Raw genomic sequence first — 21,800 nt, 5'->3', positions numbered from 1 at the left:
CGACAATGGGATAATAGGAACAATACGTGACAATAGGAACATTACCAGTGATTATAGGAACAGTACGTGATGATAGGAAAAATATAGGATGGATTACAAGGAGCGTCCGGGAAACCGGGCGCTTTTTGGCTGCTTGGGAGATTATACAGTTGGAATATGCGATAACTCGGTTTGGAGGCGCCGGAAGCGGGCGGGATGATGTTGTTCCAAAGTAAACTTTGTAGTTGCTTCGCGCCAGTAATATGATTTGTCCTTTTCGCTGAAGCGGACTGAGATTCCGTTATTTCAGCAAAAAACCTCCATATGAAGAGTATGCGGACTGAGTCCGGTTGGGCGGGAAATCTGCTTGTTTTGCTCAAATAGCGGATTTTCAGTCCGCATCATCAGCTGACGGGTCATGAAGTTACTGTGAGGTGCCGCCGGGAGCGGCGAAGTTACTGCAAAGCGCGGCCGGAAGCGGCCAAGTTACTGCGAAGCGCCGCTGGGAGCGCCCAAGTTTCTGCCAAGCGCCCACCCGTTCCCCGCGCCGCCCCCTGGGCGGCTTCATTGCCCGGTTGAAGCGGCGGCAGAGCCGGATGAGACGCTGACTGCGATCAGCTGCCAGGCAGGCTGGTCCAGATGGGCTCTGCATATTGGTTCTGCAGGTTCATGCTGCATTCCTTGCCCGTATCATAAGAGCGGTCGCCCAGTACTGTGATGAACTGATCGAGCTTGTGCCTTGCCGCGGCGGCGTCCGTACATTCCAGCCAATCGGCGAGCGCGGTGAGCACGGTCCGGCCTTCCTCCAGCGCCTGCTCCCACAGCTCCCAGACAGATTCCGTCCGGACCTCGGAATACAGTGCGGAATGCCGCCACTCGGAGTGCCGGTCATTCAGATAATCCAGCTGCTCTTCATGGGCAGTCAGCTTCCGGGAGAACAGACGGCGGGTACGGCCCCAGGCTAGGGCCTTCTTCCAGCCCTTCGGATCATAAAGACATCTGTGAGCCAGCACCATATCCCGGTAGGAGCTCTGCCAGATCTCGGAGGGCAGCTTGCCCATGGCTTCCGGATAGTGCCGGAGTGCAGTGGTGTGAAGAATATGATGAACCGGCTCAGGCAGCCGGGGACCTGCGTCTATTCTTGTCCAGGCGGCATTCTGCCAGGTATTGACGCCCCGCAGCCGTTTCATGAACAAGGTATCCAAATCGATTTCGAACCGCTGGTGATCGCGGAATTTGTAGCCTGCCTTCCAGTTAATGTACGGATGCAGGTTCCGGTCCAGCAGATGATGGGTCAGGAAGCCAAGGAAGTAGAGCCGGGCCTGGTCTGCCTCTGGCCCTTCGAGAGTCCGCGCAGCTTCCCAGCAATCAATAAGCACAGGCCCGCAGTGCTGCGTATGCATCAGATCCCCGAGATGAAGGGCCCCCGCATCCTTGCTCCAGGGCAGAAAACTATGATACAGCAGGAAATCCGGACCCTGACAGCCTAGATTATACAACTGTTCCTGCTGCTGAAGCTTATGTAAGAACGGGAACCGGCTGCGGAATTCCCCGGCCAGCTGTTGCCCGTATTCGAGATGCATCCAGATATTAGGCATGATTAATCCTCCTACAGGTTTTGTGAGCACACTTAGTTATGATCTGAATCCATTGTAACGCCTGCATGTTAAAACAAAATGAGAAATGTGGATGAATTTCATTCCATCTCTAGACATCGCAACGGGCATAAGAGTATTCTTATATGGCTTTAATACAACCACAGCTATGAATTTACAACTGGCAAAAGGAGGTCCGTACGTATGAAGTCCCGTCTCTCTGACCTTATTAGAATACCTCCGGGATTCTGGGCAGGCATAAATCACTTAGGAATTGCCTCCCGCGACGTGGCCCGCCATGCACAGCTGCCTGAATCGATAACAACGGAATCCTCAGTCACCACTGCCCAATATTTCGCAATCTGGCAGGCGTATTCCGAGCTCACCGGGGACACTGCAGAGGGGATCATCAAGCTTGCAGCCGCCTTTGAAACCACGCAGTATCCCCCCGCCGTCTTAGCAACGTATCACGCCCGTGACTACCGCGATGCTCTGAAACGTATGGCCAGATACAAGCAGCTGTGTCCTCCCGAAAGCCTGCGGATCACGGAGGAGAACGGGCATTGTACAGTTGAACTGGAATGGCTGAATACCGAAGCATCCGGTCCTCCGGTGCTGGCGGGGATCACTTTGGCCTTTCTTCTGGAGCTTGGGAGGAAGGGGACAGGCCGTCCCTTGAAGGCGCAGTCCGTCGAATTTACGCAGTCCATGGGCGATGAACGGGTCCTCGAAGCCTACTTCGGCTGTGCAATCCAGGCAGGCGGGCAATGTAACCGGCTGACGCTGCATCGAAGTGATCTGGATCTTCCCTTTGTATCGTATAACGAGGAGCTGCTGGAGATCCTGACACCCGCTCTGGACCGGTCACTCGTTGAACTGCATGACAACCGCTCTATTACCGGAAGAGTCAAAATGGTCATTAAACACAGCCTCGCAGGAGGATGCCCCGGCATTCAGGCCGCTGCGAAGCAGCTTAAGATGAGCGGCCGGACCCTGCAGCGCCGGCTGACTGACGAAAATACGACCTTCAAGCAGGTGTTGACAGAAGCGCGGCATGAGCAGGCCCGGGAGTATTTGGCAGACCCTTCGCTTGATATTAAAGAAGTGGCTTACCTGCTTGGCTACGAGGACCAGAACTCCTTCTACCGTGCTTTCCGTCTGTGGGAGGGGGACACTCCTTCGAAGTGGCGTGCTGAGCATCTTCCGGATGCCGGCATTTTGTGAGCAGTATTTTTTTGGCGTGTTAAACAAGAAGTTTGGCACATGGGGCTAGTTACTGAATAATCCCGGCGGGGTACAATAATCACTATCCGGAACACAGGAATGTTCGAATAAGGAGAAGTGAATTATGGATATGGGATTAAACAACACAACAGCATTAGTTACAGGATCTACGAAAGGCATAGGGAAAGCCATTGCTATAGAGCTTGCCAAGGAAGGCGTTAACGTATTGGTCAATGGACGAAATTACGAAGAGGCAGAGCGGACCGTCAGTGAATTGAAGATGAATTTCCCGGACACCACTCCTCAGAATGCCGCTGCTGATATAGTGGACGCTGCACAAAGGCAAGCATTATTCGCGAAATTCCCCAGCGTTGATCTTCTGATCAACAATATGGGCATTTATGAATTGATGCAGTATGAGGATGTTGACGATGACATATGGGAGAAGTATTTCCGTACGAATGTGCTTGCTGCAAACGGATTAACGAAATTATATATCCCTGGAATGTTGAAACAAGACTACGGCCGTATCCTCTTCATCGCCAGTGAAGAAGCCGTCATGCCTTCAGGACAAATGCCTCAATATGCAATGACCAAATCCATGCTGCTGTCCTTGTCCAAGAGTCTGTCCAAACTGACAGCAGGAACTGAGGTCACGGTTAATACAATCATGCCTGGACCTACACTGTCTGAGAATGTGCAGCAAATCATTGACGGGATGTATCCTGACGAGAAATTGACGTTTGCAGAAAAAGAGAAGAAATTTATGGCTGCAAGTCTGCCGCAATCTGAATTACAGCGTTTCATCAAGCCTATGGAGATCGGCAGGCTGGCTGCTTTTGTATGCAGTCCCTATGCGGCAGCATTTAAAGGCTCTCCAATCCGTATGGATGGGGGAATGGTGCCGGTTATTTACTGAAGGAGGAGGATGTATGGATAAACGGTTAACATTCAATGAGGATGCGGCGAATTATGATAAATGGAGACCGGCTTATTGTGCGGAATTATTCCGGGACATTATAGCGTATTCCCGGATCGGGCAGGGCGGGAAGGTCATTGAAATCGGGATCGGAACGGGCCAGGCTACCCGGCCTTTTCTGGAAACGGGCTGTGAATTAGCTGCCATTGAACTTGGGGCAGACCTTGCGGAATACTCACAACTAAAGTTCCGGGAACACAAGAATTTCAGGGTGCATAATACTACATTTGAAGAATTCACAGGCCCGGACGACAGCGTAGACCTCATTTACTCCGCTACTGCATTTCATTGGATTCCAGAGGACGTTGGTTACCCGAAGGTTCGTGAATTATTGAAGAAGGGCGGAACAGTGGCCTTATTCTGGAACAGGCCTTTTGCAGCGCGGGAGGATGAAGAATTACATCAGCATATTCAGCGTATTTACCAGCAGTACAGGCCCTCAAATACCAAATTAATCGAACATGATACGGGAAAATACCAGGCCATCTCACAGAATCTGCGTACCTACGGGTTCAAAGATATCCAGTTCAAGTTGTATCACCTAACCAGAAGCTTCTCCTCGGCGGATTACATTGCCCTGCTTAATACATATTCAGACCATAGAAGCATGCCGTCTGCTATTAAAGAGCCGTTTGAGGAAGAGATCAGCGCGGCGATTATGAAGTCCGGTGATGTGTTAACTATTTATGATACAATCGACCTGCATTTGGGCAGAAAATAAAGGATTTCCGATTATCGATTTCTGCTAGCTCGGCGGAATAGGTCATCTGCAATGACAATGAAACAGCGGCAGTTCAGGGACATTTAGGTCCTTGGCTGCCGCTGTTTGCTGTATCAGAGGGGCATTTTAGTCCATACTGATCAAGTCGCGGAATACGCCGGGAAAAGAATCAGGGACCGCAATCGCGCCGACAGTCTTCTCATAGAAAGGCACTGCGTCCACGACCCAGCCGATGATGGCGTAGCCGTAGCCGTTCCGGTGCATCGCGGACAGGCATTCCAGCAGCAGTGCCTTCCCGATGCCGAGGCCCCGGTAATCCTCCAGCACGCCGGTCGGGCCGAAGAAGTTCTTCACAACAACATCGTGACAGGCAAAGCCGATCACTTCGCCCTGCTTCACGGCAATATAGCAATGGACAGGCAGATGCGAGAAGGCCGTCTCGCATTCATTCCGCCAGCTATTCGTGAAGTGGCGGCCGACAAAATCCACAATGGCCTGCTTATCCCCGGTCATTGCCCGTTTGATGGCAATTCCTTCTCCCCGCAGACGTTCCAGCAGCGCACTATTGTCAGGCAGATCATATAACTTAACGAGCATATCAGGCATCAGCTATCCCCCGCTTTCTGTTCAATCATCTCAAGATCAGTGATCATTCCGTGCAGGTCCGCTTCGAATAATTCCGGCCGGTAGAACCGGGAGCGGATGAACAGCTCCGCCATCTGCGGAGGGAGCAGCTCTGCAAGTACGCTCTGCATCCGCTGCTTGGCTCTGAATAGATCGCCGTATCCGCTTCTGTACTTATCCCGGAGGAAGGTAATCACTTCCTCACTGCCTGGCGACATTGCTCCGCGGAAGAGGAACGTATGCAGCGGAGAGCGGCGCTGCGCTGGAATCTCATACTGAATCATCGCATCGATCAGCTCGGCAGTGAGGCGGTTCTTCCTCACAGCCGGAAGCAGCTGCGGAATCAGGGAATAATAGTCGGTTACCGCATAATCTGCCCATTCTTCTCCGCTCAGCTGGCTCGTATCAAGCCCGTGGAACTGGTGCAGAAAACGGGCCAGGAAGGATGAAATATCCGCCTTGGCATTCCAGCTTTGTTCTGCGGCAAAAAACGCCGGATAACGCGAGGTCTCGAACAGGCCGTAGGGACTGCCCAGCGAGAACGGGCATCCCCAGTTCGTATGAATGATCCCTTCCAGCTGCTCCGATTGCGCCAGCTGAATCCAGTCTAGCACATTCTTGATCCGGTTATGAATGACCGGATAATTCTGGTCGCCGTTATCATCCCAGCAGCGGACAGAGGAGGCGCCGATGGTCTCAATGCCGGCGTCGCGCAGCTTGTGGAGAATGAGCCGGGCATCCGCCTTCATCCGGTGCCCGCCGTAGATCCAGACCACCACTACGACACGCTTGTCGAGTGCGGCGATCTCGTCCAGGGTGGCGTGCATGATCATGTCATGCCAGATCATCGGTGTTTTGCCGAGGCTGATTGTCTTCTCAGCCAGCTGATTGACAAAGCGGATGAAGGAGGCCTCCGGGGTAAGCCCGGAATTCCGGCAGTCTTCACAGGTGCCGAGCGTCCAGACCTCATCACAGCCCAGATGGAGATAATCGCTGTGCGGATGAAGTGCAGCCACTTCCTCCAGAATTCCGGCCATCATCTCGAAGGATCCTGTGCGGTGCGGGCATAGCTCCGACACGGTCTCGGGGACCTCGCGCAGCCCGATGTAGACCGGATGCTTCAGAATATATTCCAGATGCCCGAAGGACTGCTGCTTCGGAATCACGGTGACGAAATGGTCATGTGCATTCTGCAGGAGCTGACTGTGTTCTTCCTCGGTGAAGGCCAGCCCGGGATGGCGGAGGAAGCTCAGCTTCCGGAACGGCAGCTTGTCCTCATATTCGATGATCAGTGTATTAATCTTATAGCGCGCCAGCTCCGCAATATACTCCAGCATATGCTCATAGGTCGGATAGACGGTGCGCAGATCCAGATAATCGCTGCGCAGCCGCAGATCCGCCCAGTCGGCCACCGTCAGTGCAGGTATGGCGCCTCCGCCGCTATCCAGCAGCTGTTCCAGTGTCTTAATCCCGTAGAAAAGCCCGGAAGCGCTGAGCGCGTATAGTTCAACCCGGTCTGTATCTGTAATCAATACGTATCCGTCATGCTTGCCTTCTACCCGCCGGGCCATGCGGGGATTGAAGCGGGTTCCCTCCGAGACCAGTGCGTATACAGCGCTGCCTCCTGGCTCCTGAACCTCTGTCACCCCCGCGAATATTCCTTGCGTTGCCGCCAATAACCGGACATCATTCCCGGGAATCCATAGCTGCACCGTCCAGCCGCGGATGCCGCTGACCGGTTCCGGTCCCCGGCTCTGCACCACCTGAGGCTGCGGAATCAATGGAATGTTCATAGCCAGCGGACCCGGCCTTTGAAGCGCTCAATGAAGCGGTTATTCCATTCATCCCCGCCCGGAGCGTTGCCGCTGCGCCAGACCGGCACCTCAATCCCTTTTTCCCCGAGACAGGCAGCCGTGGTCATCATCAGTGAATTCAGCAGGAAAGCGTTGGCGAAGGTTGAGGTCGAGCCCATCTTCGGTTCAATTCCCTCAATATGCAGTGCAGCATCGCCCGGCTTGACCTTGCTGTCCAGAACATAGTCGCACAGCTCATACAGGTTCTGCCCCGAAGGATGTCGGGCAATATGATTCTTGGGGGTAGCTTCGGCATGGCCGACAGAGGTAACGGCAATCGTTGTAACCCCCCGGCGCCGCGCCTCCAGGGCAGCATCGACACAGGCGGTGTTAATGCCGTAGGCATTGGCAAGGATGAGGATGTCACCTTCGCCCAGCCGGTTATCTTCTATAACAAGTGTTCCGTAGCCGGGAGTACGTTCAACGGCCATCGAGCGCAGAGCGCCGTTCGAGATCATCGTGCCTTCATCTAATATAGCGCTGATATGCATCAGGCCACCTGCGCGGAAGAAGACCTCGGTAGCATTCATGTTGGAATGCCCGCCCGGACCGTACAGATAGACCAGCTTATCCTCTGCAATATGATCTGCAAGCAGCTCCGCCACCTGCACCAGCTTCTCCCTCGGCTCACTCCGTATCTCATTCAGCAGCTCCACAATGCTTTCCATATAAGCGGACATAATATCTGACTTTGCGTTCATTTACATTCCTCCTAATTATGTGCTTGCCTAGAAGATAACAAAGCGGGCAGGCGGAGTAAATCAACTATTTTGCGCAAATCCGCACCGTTTTTGACTGATTTGGCCAGCAGCATGCCATGATGTGTGCAAATCGCTGATTGGGACAACGGCAGGTAAAAATTTTTCTGAACGGGTCAGGATCGTGACTTATGTAAAATTCTTTGCTTTTCTATAATGAGAGATAACATCACGCAAGAGGGGGGACAGAGCCTTGAAGACGTCAGTTGCCTTGCCACAGTCCCGGGAGAATCCGGTCATCCGCCGAAACAAACGGAAATGGAAAGAAATATGGATGGGTTATCTGTTCACCGGGCCCATGCTGCTCGGAGTAATTGTATTTACGCTGATCCCTATGATTTTCTCCTTCATACTCAGCTTCACCAAGTGGTCGTTCGTCACCGGGTTTGACAAGATCCGCTGGAACGGACTGGACAACTTCCGCCAGCTGTTTCAGGATGAAGTGTTTCTGAAGTCGCTGGGCAATAATTTCATTATGCTGCTGGCGGTACCGGTGGGAATGGCCATAGCGCTGATCCTGGGGGTGATTATCACCAATCATGTCTACGCGCCGGGTGCGTTCAAGGTCATCTATTTCATGCCCCAGATTTCCAGTGTCGTCGCTGTCGCAGTAGTGTGGCAGGTTCTGTTCCATCCCTCCTACGGTCCGGTTAACGGTTTCCTGTCGGCACTCGGAGTGGACAACCCGCCCAAATGGCTGGCCGATCCTTCGTATGCGCTTCCATCGGTCATGCTGCTGATGATCTGGATAGACCTCGGGGTCTCGCTGATTATCTACATTGCGGGAATCAAGAATATTCCTGCCGATCTGTATGAAGCGGCGACAATCGACGGTGCCTCGAAGTTCGCCCAGTTCCGCTCCATTACTTTTCCGCTGCTGACGCCGACGACCTTTTTCCTGCTGGTGACCGGAATTATCGGCAATTTCAAATCCTTCGCGCTGGTCAAGGTGCTGACGGAGGGCGGTCCGGCCAACTCTACTTCCGTTGTGGTTTATGACATGTATCAGACCGCATTTGTGGATCTCCAGACGGGTTATGCTTCTTCTATGGTCATGGTTCTGTTCGTTATCGTACTCGCCATCACCGGCTTGCAGTGGCTGGGACAGCGCTATTGGGTCAATTACTAGAAAGGGAGGGACCCCTGTGAAATTAAAGAATCTGGACTGGGGAAAAGCGGTTATCACTCTACTTATGGCGCTGCTGGGCATCGTATTCCTGCTCCCTTTTATATGGATGCTGTCCGCTTCGCTCAAGCCGGAGGCTGATGTGTTCAAATATCCGATCGAATGGATTCCGCAAACCTGGAGGGCAGCGTTCAACTACCACTCTGTGTGGTTTGGCAAAGCGAACTTTACCCTGTATTATTGGAACTCCATCAAAGTCACAGCACTCACGACACTCCTGTCCGTAGCCGTCTCCAGCATGGCCGCCTACGGCTTCACCAAAATCCGCTTCCCGGGCAGAAACGCATTATTTGTGGTGGTGCTGGCCACTTATATGATTCCTGCGGAAGCCACGCTGGTGCCGCTGTTCATCATGTTCCGCACCATCGGCCTGTACGACACCCATCTGGGCCTGATTCTGCTGGGCGGGTTCAGCGTACTGGGAACCTTCCTGCTCCGCCAGTTTTTCGCCTCACTCTCGAATGAATATATCGAATCCGGGCAGATCGACGGGGCGGGCCATATCCGTATTTTCCTCTCCATTCTGTTTCCGCTGGTCCGGCCGGCGATTGCCACTTATGCCATTCTGCGGTTTATCTGGACCTGGAATGATTTTCAGACGCCGCTGGTCTTCCTGAACAGCAAGACGCTCTATACCCTTCAGCTTGGCATGAATGCCTTCGCTGACCGTAACGGCGCATTCTACTCCCTCATCATGGCGGCTTCCGTCTCGGCAATTGTACCGCTGCTGGTAGTGTTCATCCTCGGCCAGAAGCAGGTCATCGAAGGCATTTCCTTGGGGGGGGTGAAGGGGTGAAGGCTGGCAAGTTCCCGGAAGTTGCATAACCGGAGGTGGGTGGAGCGGACGTGACTGTCAGTGAGTTGAACTTGAAAACTGACTAAAAGGATAAGTTCGGAGGGGGATTTTGGAACTGGAAGAGCGAATGCGTACGCCTGAGAGCTTTCCATAGGAAAGCTCACTTCGGAAGCATCAGCAGTCACCGGATTTCTACCGCGAAGAGCGGTTTAAATCAAGAAATCTGGGGACAACAGCGGCTGGAAGTCCAAATATTCACCGCAGTTACGATTAACCTATAGGAATATTTAAAGTTCAGCATACACATCGATAAGGAACAGCTGCCGGACAAGCTTCATAGGCAGGGAGAACTCACATTAGAAGGGGTGTTATTAATGAAAAAGAATGTATTCGCGTTGGTATGGATCACCGTGCTCCTTGTAGCCCTGGCGGGCTGCGGCAATTCGAACAACACTAATAATGCATCTCCCACTAATAGCAGCACTGCTGCACCGGATGCGGCGGAGAGTGCTGCACCTTCTGCAGAACCTGTCACGATCAAAGTCGCCAACTGGTCACCTGCGGCGGATATGGAACCTATTCTGCAGGCGTACGAGGATTCCCATCCGGGAATTACACTGGAATACGTGGAGCTGGCTGACAACGGCGATTCCGTGGCCGGGATGAAGAAGCTGGATCTCCTCGTTGCTTCCGGCGAGAACCTGGACGTTGTGTTCATGCCGGGTGCAACCGACTACTCACAGCGTGCGGGACTCGGACTGCTGGCTTCGCTGAATGACCTGATAAGCAAAGAAGGCATCACGCTGGCGGATGAATATACGATTGATCCATCCGTAGACGGACAGGTGTATGCACTTCCCGATACCCTGGAGAATTATTTTGTCCTGCTGAACAAGGACAAGCTGGATGCGGCTGGACTGGCTGTGCCTACGGAATGGAGCTGGGATGACTATCTTGACTATTCCGCCAAGCTGACCAGCGGTACCGGGCCATCCAAGACCTTCGGCACTTATTTCCATACCTGGGCGATGTACTGGGAGCTGGCCATCATCAACCAGGAGAAGGACAACAACCTGGTCAATAACGGCATCGTAAATATTGACAGCGCGGGTATCCGACAATCCCTGGAGCTGCGCAGCAAGGCGGAGGAATCCGGAGTGGCTGTACCTTATGCAGATACCATCTCCCAGAAGCTGGCTTACCGTTCTGAATTCTTCACCGGACATGCCGCGATGATTGTGACCGGCAACTGGATGATTGGAGAAGCGGGCGGATCGGAGGAATTCCCGGCTACGTTCACCACTGCCTTTGCACCGATGCCTTCCAACAGCGCCGGACAGCCTGCCGGAGTCAGTATTGCCAACGGCAACTATGTGGGCATTCTGGAGAAATCGCAGCATCAGCAGGAAGCCTATGATTTCATCCGCTGGTATTCCACAGAGGGTGAGCAGATGCAGAATGTATACTCCGCCTGGAAGAAGCAGGATGTCGATCAATACATCGCCGGAGTGAAGGCATCCGCCATGAGCCCGGACAAGATTGACGAAACCTCACTGGCCTACGTAATCAAGAATGCCAAGCCAGCTCCGCTGAGTGTACCGCCGACCTATCAGGGCGAGCTGGAAACTGCTTTTACCAAAGAAACCGAGCTGTACATCCTGAAACAGCAGGATCTGGAAACTACGGTCAGCAAAGCGCAAGCTGAACTGCAAAAGATCGTGGACGCCAATAAGTAAATAAAGCGAACCGTCATATTTTGTCGAAATATTACTGGGAAATGAATTACTGGAGGCGGAAAGCTGATATGATAGAAGCAAAGAAAACGATCGTCTGATTGTGAAGGGGGGATTGCCATTGCTGCCAAAAGGATGGAAACTCGGTTTTCGCAACAAGCTGCTCGTAGCTTCCTTGCTCTGTCTGCTGCTTCCCGCCTCCATTACCCTGTATATTTCCAATTCCTATACCGAGCACATCCTCCGCTCCCAGGTGATTCAGAATGAACGCCGTTCGCTGGAGCAGGAGAGCATGTATATCTCGAACCTTCTCAGCAATATGGTGCTGGTGTCGAATTACATTCAGTTCGATCCCGGGATTACGCTTATTCTCAAAGAAAATTGGCAGCGCAGTAAGCTGCATCAGCCGGATACAGCCAAGAATGTACTGGAATTCAAAGAGGTTACCGAAAAGCTCGAAAGCGTGACCTCCATGATGGAGAAAACATTTGTCACCGTGCTTACCTCAGACGGCCAATATTATTCGAATTATCCTTACGCCAAGCTGGATGTCGGCGCCCTGCTGCAGCAGCCCTGGATGGAAAAAGCCCGTCAGCAGCCTGTCTTCGATCTCTACTGGGCAGGTGTGCTCGATAACTATATTCCTACCGTTGCCCAGACCAGCCCGCAGGTGCTGACGATTGCCCGCAATCTCAAGCTGTCCTCCAATTCCACTTATGCGACGGTCATTATCAGTATCGCCGAGAGCCGGATCAGCCAGATCTTCAATGATAACCGTAAAGGCCAGGAGACACTGCTGATTGCACCTGACGGAACGGTACTGGCCTCCCGGGACAAGACGCGCCTGGGTCAGCCGTTTGCGCTTGCGGATGAACTGACGGGTACAGCGGATTCACGTTTCATGGACTACCGGAATGAACAATATCTGCTAAGCAGCCTGGATATTCCCTATGGAAATTACCGGATCGTCAGCCTGTCGCCTTACCGCGAGGCGGTCAGCCAGATCAGTGCAACCCACCGCTGGAGTACAGCCGTGCAGATCGTATCGGGAGCGTTCTTCCTGCTGATCCTGGTCCTGCTGGTCCGTCAGTTCACGAAGCCGGTAATCAGGCTGGACGGCGTAGCGGCCAGAGTGGAGCAGGGTGAGCTTGGCATCCGTTCCGGCGTGCGCGGGTATGACGAGATTGGGCGGCTTGGCAAGTCCTTTGACCATATGCTGGACCGGGTGGAGAAAATGATCGAACAGATTAAGGTGGAGCAGGCGCAGAAGCGCAAGGCCGAGCTGGCGATGCTGCAATCGCAGATCAATCCGCATTTCCTGTTCAATATTCTTAATTCCATCCGCCTGCGCATTATGATGCGGGGGGATGAGGAGAATGCGGAGCTGCTGTTCTCGCTGTCCCGGCTGCTGCGGATGACCATTCAACAGCGCGATGAGTATACTTCTCTGCATGATGAGCTGCATATTGTCAGGAGTTATGTGGAGCTGCTGAATTTCCGCCAGGCCGATGAAGTTACGCTGGATACAGACTGCACCTCGGAGAGCCTTGGGCTGAAAATCCCGCGCTTCCTGCTGCAGCCGGTTATCGAGAATGCTTACATTCACGGCCTGCGCCAGGAGAGCGGACGCATTCTGATCCGCACCTGGACCCAGGACAGCCGGCTGCTAATCGCGATTGAAGATAACGGCCGGGGCATGGATGAGGTGACCCTGAACCGGCTCCGGGCAGAGGTTGGCTCCGAGCCGCCGGAGCTGGAAGCCATGCCGTCCAGCAGACTGGCTCATATTGGAATGTCGAACGTATACGAGCGTCTGTATCTGACCTACGGTTCAGCCTTCCAGGTTACCATTGACAGTATCCCCGGACAAGGGACAACCTTCCTGTTTGTGCTTCCTGAAGAAATTCCGGATCAAGGTTAGGAAAGGGAGAGTGGGAACGATGTATAGCGTGATGCTGGTGGATGATGATTATCCGGTACTGGACTTTCTCTCGGCAGTAATTCCCTGGAACGAGCTTGGACTGACCCTTCATTCGGCCTGCAAAAATGGTCTGGTTGCCCTGGAGAAAGCGCAGGCTGGTATGCCGGATATTGTGATAACGGATATTGGCATGCCTTATATGGACGGCATTGAGCTGATCCGCGAGCTGAAGCTGATGAACGAAGATTTACGCGTTGTGGTGCTGTCATGTATGGATGATTTCACGTATGCGCAGCAGGCGGTGAAGCTGATGGTGAGCGATTACATTCTCAAGGAGATGATCAGCCGCGAGCTGATTACCGGTCTGCTGCAGGAGATTGGCGATGAGCTGCGGCGCAGGGATGCGGACAAAGCCCAGACGCTGAAATGGAAAAGCATGGCGGAGAATCAAAAGGTGCTGCTGAAGCAGAGTGTGCTGCGGCGGATTGCCGCCCGGGAGCTGCCGGACACCGAATGGCTTCCGGATGCCGCCGAGCTGGGGATTGTACCCGAGTTGACAGCGAATGTAGCCGTTCTATGCCGGGTCAGCGGCAGTACCGGGGAGCCGGTCCGGGATGATCTTGCGCTAATGGCACTGGTGGAATCCGCCGCCGAAGCGGTGCTTCAGGATGGAACGGCCGCCGTATGTCTGCCCTACAGCGGGCGGGACTGCGTGCTGGTCTTCACCGGAGGGATGGGCAATGGCGCAAGTGCCGGCCATATCTCCATGCTCGGCAAGCTGCGTTCTGCGGTTCAGAGCATGCCGGGGGTAGGGGCATCCTTTCAATATCTGTGTATTCCGCCCGGCAGCGGGCATTTCCGTGAAGGGATTATAACGCTGCTTACACAGGGGCGGGAGAATGCCTTTTATCTGAAGCCGGGCGGGCTGACCGGGCTGAAGGAGCTCCAGCCGTTCACCGGTGAGGATCTGTTTCAGCATTACACCGAAGCCTCCCGGGAGATCCGGGAAGCGTTCCTGGAGGAATCGGCCGGGCGGCTGGAGGAGCTGCTGTCCAAATGGATGGATTATATCCGTGTGAAGCGCTTTGCTCCGCGCCAGGTCAAGGAATGGGTGCTCAAGCTGCTCTATGATAACCAGATGCGGCTGATGGCCCGGCAACAGTTCCAGTCGACCTTCTCCCTGGAGATGCTGCATGACACTATCACTGCCATTGAGCATATTGACAGCCTGGAAGAGTGGTCCCTGCAATTCTTCTATGAACGTCTGCCGGTGATCCGGGAGATGTACCAGGAGACACGGCGGGATGAGATCAAGAAGGTGAAGCAGTATGTGGACCGGCATCTGAACCGTAAAATTACGCTGGAGGAGGTAGCCGAATACACTCACTTGAATTCGAGCTATTTCAGCCGCCTGTTCAAAAAAGAAACCGGGATGAGCTTCATTCACTATGTCACCCACACCAAGATGGAGCATGCCAAAGAGCTGCTGGACCAGTCTCCGCAAAGTGTGGAGCAGGTCGCCGAGCAGCTGGGCTACGAGAACAAAAGCTATTTCACCAAGCTGTTCAAGCTGCATACAGGCTTCACTCCGGGTGAATTCCGGGGTGAGGAAGGAACAAGGAACGGACAACCACAAGGCACAGGGAGGAACTACTCATGCTGAAAGTGACACCAATCCATACCGAAGTGGCAGGTTCCATGCTTGTCCGTGTGTTTGAGAACCGGCAGCTGCTGGGATCTGCGGCAGGGCGTGAAGCAGCCGCGGCGATCCGGGCGCTGCTGGCGTCCAAGACCTTCGTAAGAATTATTTTCGCCGCCGCCCCTTCCCAGAATGAATTCCTTGCCGAGCTTGCCGCAGCCAAGGATCTGGACTGGAGCCGGATTACGGCCTTCCATATGGACGAATATCTCGGACTCCCGGAAGGCTCGCCGCAGAGCTTTGGCAGCTTCCTCCGGGAAGCGCTGTTCGACAAGGTGAAGCCGGGCAGGGTTCATTATATCAATCCTGCCGAAGAGCTTGAGGCTGAATGTGAGCGTTATGGCAGGCTGCTGGCGGAGGCTCCCATCGATATTGTCTGCCTCGGCATTGGCGAGAATGGCCATCTGGCCTTCAATGACCCTCCGGTTGCGGATTTTCATGATCCCCGGCTGGTCAAAGCGGTGACCCTCGATGCCGCCTGCCGCACCCAGCAGGTGAATGACGGATGCTTCGCCAGTCTGGAGGAGGTCCCGCAGCAGGCACTGACCTTGACGATTCCTGTACTGCTCTCTGCCAAGTGGCTGTTCTGCATGGTCCCGGGTCCGACTAAGCGCGGAGCAGTTACCCGCACGCTGCATGAATCTGTCTCCACGGCCTGTCCGTCCACAATCCTGCGCAGCCACGGGGATTGCCGGCTGTTTGTGGACACGGATTCCTTCGGAGCGGTTGTGCGATGATTGTGGATGCGCTGCATTACCGTACAGGCGAACCGGTCCGTATCCATCTGGAGGGCAGCATTATTGCTGCCATTGAACCGTTGGATGGACCGCTGCTGCTGCCGCCGGACGAACTGCTGGAGCTGCCGGTAGCTGCGCCCGGCCTGGTAGATCTGCAGATCAACGGCTATGGAGGCCATGACTTCAATCATCCGGTGCTGACCGCGGAGGCTGTCAAGGAAGCCATCCGCGCCTTGTGGACTGAAGGCATAACCACCTGCTATCCGACCGTGATCACCGGTGCTGCGTATACGATTCACGGCGCAATGCGGGCGATTGCCCGGGCCTGTGAAGAGGATGCTGCCGCCGCTGCCACGATTGGCGGCATCCATCTGGAGGGGCCATTTCTCTCAGCCGAAGACGGTCCGCGCGGAGCGCATAGTCTGGAGCATATCCGTCCGCCGAGTACGGCCCTGTTCGACCAGTGGCAGGAGGCGGCAGGCGGGCGGATCTCCATCGTGACGATGTCCCCGGAATGGGAAGGGAGTGCGGAGTTCATCCGCCACTGCGTGCGGCAGGGCGTGACGGTCTCCATCGGGCACACCTCGGCAAGCCCGGCACAGATTTCGGAGGCGGCCGCTGCCGGAGCACGGCTGTCCACGCATCTCGGCAATGGGGCGCATGCCATGCTGCCGCGTCATCCGAATTATCTGTGGGCCCAGCTCGCGGAAGATGAGCTGTGGTGCACCCTGATCGCCGACGGCTTCCACCTCCCTGATGAGGTGCTGAAGGTTGCGATGAAGGTCAAGGGCAGCCGGGCGCTGCTGATCAGCGATGCCGTTGCCCTCGCCGGCCTGCCGCCCGGCAGCTACGACACGCCGGTCGGCGGCCGCGTGGTGCTGACCCCTGAGGGCCGGCTGCATCTCGCCGGCCAGCCCGGGCTGCTGGCCGGTTCGGCGCAGATGCTGCTGCGCCACATCGCGCGCCTTAGCGCCGCGGGCCTGGCCGATCTGCCGGACGCCTGGGACATGGCGTCCGTGCACCCGGCAGGCTTCATGGCCCTGCCGGAGGCCGCGGGCCTGGCCGCCGGCGCGCCGGCGGATATTGCGCTGCTCCGCCGGGGCAGCGCGGGGCCGGCGCTGGCGGCGCTCTGCAAAGCCGGCGAATGGGTGTACCGCCGGGGCTGATGCCCGGCGGTAGTTTTTTTGCCGGGAGGTGCTGCGGGGTGCTGCGCCCGCCCTCGCACCTGCACTCGCGAGCGCATCTGCATCAGCACCTTAACTTACATCAGCACCCGCTCCCGAACTAGCTAACGCACCTGCCCCCGCATCCGCACTCGCACTAACTAACGCATCTGCAACTGCCCCCGCATCCGCACTAGCTAACGCAACTGCACCTACATCTGCACCCGCACTAGCTAACGCACCTGCACCTACATCTGCACCCGCACTAGCTAACGCAACTGCACCTACATCTGCACCCGCACTAGCTAACGCACCTGACCCTACATCTGCATCCGCACTAGCTATCGCACCTGCACCTGCATCAGCCCTCGCATCGCACCCGCCCCTGCGATCGCACCGCCATCCGCAACTTTTTGCCTGAGACAAGTTCATGCTATAATGGTGCGGAACACACTCCATGGATGCAGAGGTGATTAGAAAGTGGGATATAAGGCAGGCCAGCTTTTTGTTAATTTGCCGGTGAATAATCTGCAGGATTCGATCAACTTTTTTACCGCGCTCGGATTTGAGTTCAACCCGCAGTACACGGATGAGAACGCAACATGCATGATCATCAATGACAACACGTTTGCCATGCTGCTGACCAAAGAATTTTTTAACACCTTCACTTCGAAATCGGTTGTGGATACTGCCGGACACACGGAGGTTATCCTCGCCTTCTCAGCAGCAAGCAGGGCAGAGGTGGACGAACTGGTGCATAAGGCACTTGGGGCCGGCGGCAAACCGTTCAATGATCCGGTAGACCATGGGTTTATGTACAATTGGAGCTTTCAGGATATCGACGGACATCTGTGGGAAGTCATGTATATGGATGAGAACGCGCAATAGCATGGTGTGGATATAAGTGTGCATGAGGACAGGCTTCCGGATACGGGGGCTTGTTTTTTGCTCGTTTATACGAGGAACCTTTTGAGGGTTGGCAGTGACGCTATTATGGTATGCGGAATGCGGTGCGTGGTATGCTTAAGTGCACTTTGTACAACTAAATCGCCTGATTTTCAACCAATTATTCGTTTAGTTGTATTCCGTGCAATTAAACTGCCCCTTATAGATGGTTTACGCCGCTTCGGGCAGATATAGTTGTACAGAATACAGTTATAGGAGGCGAGCCTGCCTTTTCGCGGTTTTTAGTTGTACAATGTACAACTATCCTTTAAGTTTCCAGTTGAAGCTGAAACCGAACACATAAATTTCTGCATGAAATGAACTCATTTCATTAGTTCTGAGATTGTACCAAGCCGGGCATTGTAGAATGGCGGAGGCATACCTGAAAGACAGATTACTGGTGGTGTTCTGGAGCGAATGGCCGCCAGTGTGGCAGGACCGTTAGCTCAGCAGATGGCGATCAGCAGGGGAATGCGGACTGAGAAGACGCTATTTTGCCCAAAACACTGCATTCAACGCCCAAACGGACTGAGAATCAGTTATTTTGTTCATTCGACCCTAAAATGTGGAGCTGGCAGCCATGTAAGCGATTCTGAGTCCGCAAGACCGAAAAATCACCTATTTTGCCCAAATAGTGGATTCTCATTCCTATTCACGAGCGTACACGATCGTGAAGCTATTCATCCCCCGCCCAGCTCCCGCCGAGTCCCGCCCAGCTCCCGCGGAGTGCCGCCGAGTCCCGCCCAGCTCCCGCCGAGTCCCGCCCAGCTCCCGCCGAGTCCCGCCCAGCTCCCGCCGAGTCCCGCCCAGCCTCGCCAAGTCCCGCCCAGCTCCCGCCGAGTCCCGCCCAGCCTCGCCAAGTCCCGCCCAGCTCCCGCCGAGTCCCGCCCAGCCTCGCCAAGTCCCGCCCAGCTCCCGCCCAGCTCCCGCCGAGTCCTGCCGAGTCCTGCCGAGTCCTGCCAAGTCCCGCCCGGCCTCGCCGAGTTCCGCTCAGCTCCCGCCAATCCCCGCAAATTTCCCGCCAGTCCCCGCCAGCCCCCTAAATCACTCTCCCGCCAACTTCTCTAAATACAAGCAGTGCAGGACCTAATACTCCAGCAGGCGCCCGTTATCATGCCATTGGCCGTACATAGTATTGGCTCTGGTGTTTGCGATGAATTTCTCCAGTCTGCGCTGATACACTTCAGGCTGATGGATATAGCTTTGTATGGTATCGATCCGCACCCGCCGGTAGAGCGCCGGAAAGGCCATGAAGTTCTCATACACCTGCGTTTCCTCTTTCAGCTTCTCTTCGATAACCTTGTCTATTCTAAAAGAGCGGATATCCATATCAGGAAGGACCCGCCGTCCTTCCTCACGCATCAAGCCCAGCTTCTCCAGGCGGCGGACACGCTCTTTATTAAGCTCGGTCCATGAACTCCGTCTGCTGCGGGGAGACAGTCTCTGCACCAGCTTCGCTTCAGCGTTCATCTTCTTCACTCCATCGATCCAGCCGAAGCACAAAGCTTCTTCAACGGCTTCCAGGTACAGCTGCGTACCCGGGACTGGCTTCATAGTGGCTTCGACCCAGCAAAAGGGTTCAATCGTGCTGTTCACCAGCAGCCAGTTCCGCAACTCTTCCCTTGATGTAGCCGCAATCCAATTTTCAGTGCTCATAGTTACTGTACACCCCCTTCTGACAACTATATAGCCCGAACAGGAACCTGCACGGACGATTTACATGAATGGCAGTTTGTATGGCGGGAAGACTCCCGCTCAAGTCTAACTGTAGTTTCTCCTAATCCGGTTTGTACAGTTATAACGAGCTGTCCCTGCAAGATATTCAACTATCCGCTAGGCGTAACCGCTTGAGAATGGTAGAGCTAGCTCATCATTGAGTGCACTTTCTGCAACAGATTCTGCGTTATCCTGCGCTAAAACCAATTCTGATGTATTTCATACAATTGATTTTCAGCTATCTGCCCAAATTCACCTATTCCATAGATATCTATTGTACAAAGTGCTGCAGATTCTATTTTTCGGCGGATTTTAGAGCGATCTGTTGTACGAACCTGGCTCTCACAAGAAGACCAGGCAGCTTAGCTTAAAGGTGAAACAGTGTTGGAGAACCGATCGTGGTTCGTTGAAGTAATCCTGCACGAAATACAACATTCCCCTCGTCAAAACCGGCCCTGACCGAAAACTGTTGCACAAAAGGCATCAATTGTCCTTCACCAAGCGGCTAAACGGGGAAATTGTTGTACCGCGTACAAGAATCCTTACGGCTACACCAGTAACAATGAATTAATGTTGCAAAACGTACAACAACATCGACTTTTCAACTCATCGCTACAAGAATTATACTGACAATCAGCCCGGACAGGAAAAAGTAGCTCCCGCTAACCAGTCCGTAGACCAGCGGCCGGGGGATGTTGGGGTTAATCCCGGTATTCACGGTTGTGGCCGCCAGTAGTCCTGCTCCGACAATCCCGCCAAAGATGAGAGCATCGGCAAGGGTTTCGATCTCGAACGCATAGAACAGTACCGCCATCGCCACCGTTGTTACCAGTCCGCATACGAGGGGACCCAAGATGAACCGGAGCGCCGGTTTTTCTTTGGAAATAGAAGGGTTCATATGTTGCTTCGTATGATTAACATTCCTTCCATTTCCCGCTGAACCGATACCGTCCTCCTTAAGGACGGCAGCGCCGTTTCCACTTGGCGAATGCTCTTTTCCCAGAGCGTAGGCATACGCCTTGCCCCAAACCACAGTGAACCATAGGCCTCCCACCAAAGACAACGCCAGCGTCCCGAGCACAACAGCCAACCCATTGATCTCTTGAATTACATTAAACATAATGTCCTCCTCGTGTGTTTAAGTCTGCTTACATCATAAAAAAAGAAGTTTGACAACAGCGTGTCATACTTCTTCATAAGGTTTGAGTGCGTTTTGCAGATGCTCTTTGATGATGGCGCGCAGGGGGAGGGGTTCGAGGACCTCGGCACCGCTGCCGAAACTGAGCAGAATGGCCCATAACCAGCGTGCGCTGAGCGGCTGATATACCGGAATGCGCATCGTCATACTTCCGTCTTCGTGAAACTGCTTGTCCATCTGCTGAAACTGATCCAGCGCGTCGGCCAACGCTTCCGGCTTTACCCGGATCACTACATCCTCCAGCTGGTTCTGCCGTGCGTGCTCTGAGGAAGCAACCTCTTCCGGCACCTCCGGGTGCGGTCCGAAAGTATCCCCGGTCAGCATCAAATTCATCAGCCGGGACAGGCGGAACTCGCGGTAAGCCTGGCGGGTGCGGCAATATCCGTAAATGTACCAGTTCCGGTATTTGAAATGAAGCCGCAGCGGCTCGATGTCACGGGCCGTTCGTTCATTCATGGTGTCGATATAATCGAAGCGGATCACTATGCGCCCGGTGATGGCAGTCCGTATATGACGCAGCGCATCGGGTTCCGTCCGCAAGGTGTCGAGGTCTACGGACAGACTCTGCGTCAGATGCTCCGGTCCGATGGTCTGCAGCCGTTCAATAGTCCCCTGCGCACGCCCGTCTTCAAACACGGTAGAAAGACTGCGGAGCACAGTAATCAGGGCGTTGACGTCATAAGTGCCGAGCAGACTTTTATCCATTTTGTAGCCGTCCATCATACCATATCCGCCTTTCATCCCCTGATACGATACGACCGGGAACCCCGCCGCACAGATTACATCGATATCCCTGTAGATGGTCCGCTGTGATACCTGAAACTCTTCAGCCAGTATGGCCGCAGACAACACCTCGTGATTCAAAAGCTTATAGATTATAGAGATCAGCCGTTCCAGTTTCATAGGTATACATCCCCGTCCAATGGTTCTATTTCCTTAAATATTGACGTTTTGTTAACAGTTTCGCAACATA

At 54.2% G+C, this 21,800-nt stretch carries 19 protein-coding genes; 11 read left to right on the top strand and 8 right to left on the bottom strand.

Going from position 1 to position 21,800, the window contains the following annotated elements; all coding sequences use genetic code 11:
* Positions 1-593: 593 nt before the first annotated feature.
* Positions 594-1,577 (bottom strand): zinc dependent phospholipase C family protein, encoded by a 984-nt coding sequence (locus NSU14_RS20090; RefSeq protein ID WP_340947007.1) that lies wholly within the window; start codon positions 1,575-1,577, stop codon positions 594-596.
* 201 nt (positions 1,578-1,778) lie between these two features.
* On the opposite strand from NSU14_RS20090, the gene NSU14_RS20085 reads away from it, so the two are divergent.
* The 3 genes from NSU14_RS20085 (at position 1,779) to NSU14_RS20075 (ending at position 4,498) form a co-directional block, all read left to right on the top strand.
* On the top strand, positions 1,779-2,798 hold the full coding sequence (locus NSU14_RS20085) for an AraC family transcriptional regulator (RefSeq protein ID WP_340947005.1): 1,020 nt from the start codon (positions 1,779-1,781) through the stop codon (positions 2,796-2,798).
* 124 nt (positions 2,799-2,922) lie between these two features.
* Complete coding sequence (locus NSU14_RS20080) at positions 2,923-3,717, top strand: SDR family NAD(P)-dependent oxidoreductase (protein WP_340947003.1); 795 nt, start codon at positions 2,923-2,925, stop codon at positions 3,715-3,717.
* A 13-nt stretch (positions 3,718-3,730) separates the two neighbouring features.
* Positions 3,731-4,498 (top strand): class I SAM-dependent methyltransferase, encoded by a 768-nt coding sequence (locus NSU14_RS20075; RefSeq protein WP_340947001.1) that lies wholly within the window; start codon positions 3,731-3,733, stop codon positions 4,496-4,498.
* Between the two features lie 126 nt (positions 4,499-4,624).
* On the opposite strand, the gene NSU14_RS20070 is transcribed toward NSU14_RS20075, so the two are convergent.
* Genes NSU14_RS20070 through NSU14_RS20060 form a run of 3 tightly spaced genes read right to left on the bottom strand, consistent with a single transcriptional unit; the run spans position 4,625 to position 7,676 of the window.
* Positions 4,625-5,095, bottom strand: coding sequence for a GNAT family N-acetyltransferase (locus tag NSU14_RS20070; RefSeq protein WP_340947000.1), 471 nt, complete (start codon positions 5,093-5,095; stop codon positions 4,625-4,627).
* A gap of 8 nt (positions 5,096-5,103) precedes the next feature.
* Positions 5,104-6,915: a family 20 glycosylhydrolase gene (locus NSU14_RS20065; RefSeq protein ID WP_340946998.1), complete on the bottom strand. Its 1,812-nt coding sequence runs from the start codon at positions 6,913-6,915 to the stop codon at positions 5,104-5,106.
* The gene (locus tag NSU14_RS20060; protein WP_039305225.1) at positions 6,912-7,676 is read right to left on the bottom strand and encodes a sugar isomerase domain-containing protein; all 765 of its coding nucleotides are present in this window, start codon (positions 7,674-7,676) and stop codon (positions 6,912-6,914) included. The genes NSU14_RS20065 and NSU14_RS20060 overlap by 4 nt, the downstream gene beginning before the upstream one ends.
* Before the next feature lie 331 nt (positions 7,677-8,007).
* Here NSU14_RS20060 and NSU14_RS20055 point away from each other — a divergent pair, with 331 nt between their 5' ends.
* The 8 genes from NSU14_RS20055 to NSU14_RS20020 all read left to right on the top strand — a co-directional run bounded on the left by NSU14_RS20055 (position 8,008) and on the right by NSU14_RS20020 (position 17,856).
* Positions 8,008-8,862, top strand: coding sequence for a carbohydrate ABC transporter permease (locus tag NSU14_RS20055; RefSeq protein ID WP_081970463.1), 855 nt, complete (start codon positions 8,008-8,010; stop codon positions 8,860-8,862).
* Between the two features lie 64 nt (positions 8,863-8,926).
* Positions 8,927-9,715 (top strand): carbohydrate ABC transporter permease, encoded by a 789-nt coding sequence (locus NSU14_RS20050; RefSeq protein WP_076242874.1) that lies wholly within the window; start codon positions 8,927-8,929, stop codon positions 9,713-9,715.
* Positions 9,716-10,089: 374 nt separating this feature from the next.
* On the top strand, positions 10,090-11,451 hold the full coding sequence (locus NSU14_RS20045) for an ABC transporter substrate-binding protein (RefSeq protein WP_171718546.1): 1,362 nt from the start codon (positions 10,090-10,092) through the stop codon (positions 11,449-11,451).
* A gap of 118 nt (positions 11,452-11,569) precedes the next feature.
* Positions 11,570-13,369 carry a sensor histidine kinase gene (locus tag NSU14_RS20040; protein ID WP_340946995.1) on the top strand — a complete coding sequence of 600 codons (1,800 nt, stop codon included), beginning with the start codon at positions 11,570-11,572 and terminating at the stop codon, positions 13,367-13,369.
* Between the two features lie 19 nt (positions 13,370-13,388).
* Positions 13,389-15,032, top strand: a complete 1,644-nt coding sequence (locus NSU14_RS20035) for a response regulator transcription factor (RefSeq protein ID WP_340946993.1) — start codon at positions 13,389-13,391, stop codon at positions 15,030-15,032.
* Complete coding sequence (locus NSU14_RS20030) at positions 15,026-15,805, top strand: glucosamine-6-phosphate deaminase (RefSeq protein WP_340946991.1); 780 nt, start codon at positions 15,026-15,028, stop codon at positions 15,803-15,805. The genes NSU14_RS20035 and NSU14_RS20030 overlap by 7 nt, the downstream gene beginning before the upstream one ends.
* Positions 15,802-16,971, top strand: a complete 1,170-nt coding sequence (locus NSU14_RS20025; protein ID WP_076242800.1) for an N-acetylglucosamine-6-phosphate deacetylase — start codon at positions 15,802-15,804, stop codon at positions 16,969-16,971. The genes NSU14_RS20030 and NSU14_RS20025 overlap by 4 nt, the downstream gene beginning before the upstream one ends.
* A 477-nt stretch (positions 16,972-17,448) precedes the next feature.
* A complete protein-coding gene (locus tag NSU14_RS20020) occupies positions 17,449-17,856 on the top strand; it encodes a VOC family protein (RefSeq protein ID WP_042135553.1) in 408 nt (135 codons plus the stop codon).
* Positions 17,857-18,593: 737 nt separating this feature from the next.
* On the opposite strand, the gene NSU14_RS20015 is transcribed toward NSU14_RS20020, so the two are convergent.
* From NSU14_RS20015 to NSU14_RS20000, 4 genes are all read right to left on the bottom strand, one after another.
* Entirely contained in the window at positions 18,594-18,773 is a 180-nt protein-coding gene (locus tag NSU14_RS20015; protein WP_340946987.1) for a hypothetical protein, read from the bottom strand.
* 226 nt (positions 18,774-18,999) lie between these two features.
* Positions 19,000-19,569, bottom strand: a complete 570-nt coding sequence (locus NSU14_RS20010; RefSeq protein ID WP_340946985.1) for a YdeI/OmpD-associated family protein — start codon at positions 19,567-19,569, stop codon at positions 19,000-19,002.
* Between the two features lie 661 nt (positions 19,570-20,230).
* Positions 20,231-20,749 (bottom strand): DUF1761 domain-containing protein, encoded by a 519-nt coding sequence (locus NSU14_RS20005; RefSeq protein ID WP_076248702.1) that lies wholly within the window; start codon positions 20,747-20,749, stop codon positions 20,231-20,233.
* A 63-nt stretch (positions 20,750-20,812) separates the two neighbouring features.
* On the bottom strand, positions 20,813-21,730 hold the full coding sequence (locus tag NSU14_RS20000) for a helix-turn-helix transcriptional regulator (protein WP_340946980.1): 918 nt from the start codon (positions 21,728-21,730) through the stop codon (positions 20,813-20,815).
* Between the last annotated feature and the right edge of the window lie 70 nt (positions 21,731-21,800).

Origin of the sequence: Paenibacillus sp. FSL R10-2771 (genome assembly GCF_038000205.1) — a bacterium.
GTDB classification, from domain to species: Bacteria; Bacillota; Bacilli; order Paenibacillales; family Paenibacillaceae; genus Paenibacillus_AQ; species Paenibacillus_AQ phytohabitans.
The sequence above is the reverse complement of the archived record's forward strand: the minus strand, read 5'-3'. Positions and strand labels throughout refer to the sequence as shown.

Bases quoted from the DNA above. Each gene is read 5' to 3' on its own strand.
- NSU14_RS20090 (WP_340947007.1), bottom strand. From the start codon at position 1,577: ATGCCTAATATCTGGATGCATCTCGAATACGGGCAACAGCTGGCCGGG.
- NSU14_RS20085 (WP_340947005.1), top strand. From the start codon at position 1,779: ATGAAGTCCCGTCTCTCTGACCTTATTAGAATACCTCCGGGATTCTGG.
- NSU14_RS20080 (WP_340947003.1), top strand. From the start codon at position 2,923: ATGGATATGGGATTAAACAACACAACAGCATTAGTTACAGGATCTACG.
- NSU14_RS20075 (WP_340947001.1), top strand. From the start codon at position 3,731: ATGGATAAACGGTTAACATTCAATGAGGATGCGGCGAATTATGATAAA.
- NSU14_RS20070 (WP_340947000.1), bottom strand. From the start codon at position 5,095: ATGCTCGTTAAGTTATATGATCTGCCTGACAATAGTGCGCTGCTGGAA.
- NSU14_RS20065 (WP_340946998.1), bottom strand. From the start codon at position 6,915: ATGAACATTCCATTGATTCCGCAGCCTCAGGTGGTGCAGAGCCGGGGA.
- NSU14_RS20060 (WP_039305225.1), bottom strand. From the start codon at position 7,676: ATGAACGCAAAGTCAGATATTATGTCCGCTTATATGGAAAGCATTGTG.
- NSU14_RS20055 (WP_081970463.1), top strand. From the start codon at position 8,008: ATGGGTTATCTGTTCACCGGGCCCATGCTGCTCGGAGTAATTGTATTT.
- NSU14_RS20050 (WP_076242874.1), top strand. From the start codon at position 8,927: ATGGCGCTGCTGGGCATCGTATTCCTGCTCCCTTTTATATGGATGCTG.
- NSU14_RS20045 (WP_171718546.1), top strand. From the start codon at position 10,090: ATGAAAAAGAATGTATTCGCGTTGGTATGGATCACCGTGCTCCTTGTA.
- NSU14_RS20035 (WP_340946993.1), top strand. From the start codon at position 13,389: ATGTATAGCGTGATGCTGGTGGATGATGATTATCCGGTACTGGACTTT.
- NSU14_RS20030 (WP_340946991.1), top strand. From the start codon at position 15,026: ATGCTGAAAGTGACACCAATCCATACCGAAGTGGCAGGTTCCATGCTT.
- NSU14_RS20025 (WP_076242800.1), top strand. From the start codon at position 15,802: ATGATTGTGGATGCGCTGCATTACCGTACAGGCGAACCGGTCCGTATC.
- NSU14_RS20010 (WP_340946985.1), bottom strand. From the start codon at position 19,569: ATGAGCACTGAAAATTGGATTGCGGCTACATCAAGGGAAGAGTTGCGG.
- NSU14_RS20005 (WP_076248702.1), bottom strand. From the start codon at position 20,749: ATGTTTAATGTAATTCAAGAGATCAATGGGTTGGCTGTTGTGCTCGGG.
- NSU14_RS20000 (WP_340946980.1), bottom strand. From the start codon at position 21,730: ATGAAACTGGAACGGCTGATCTCTATAATCTATAAGCTTTTGAATCAC.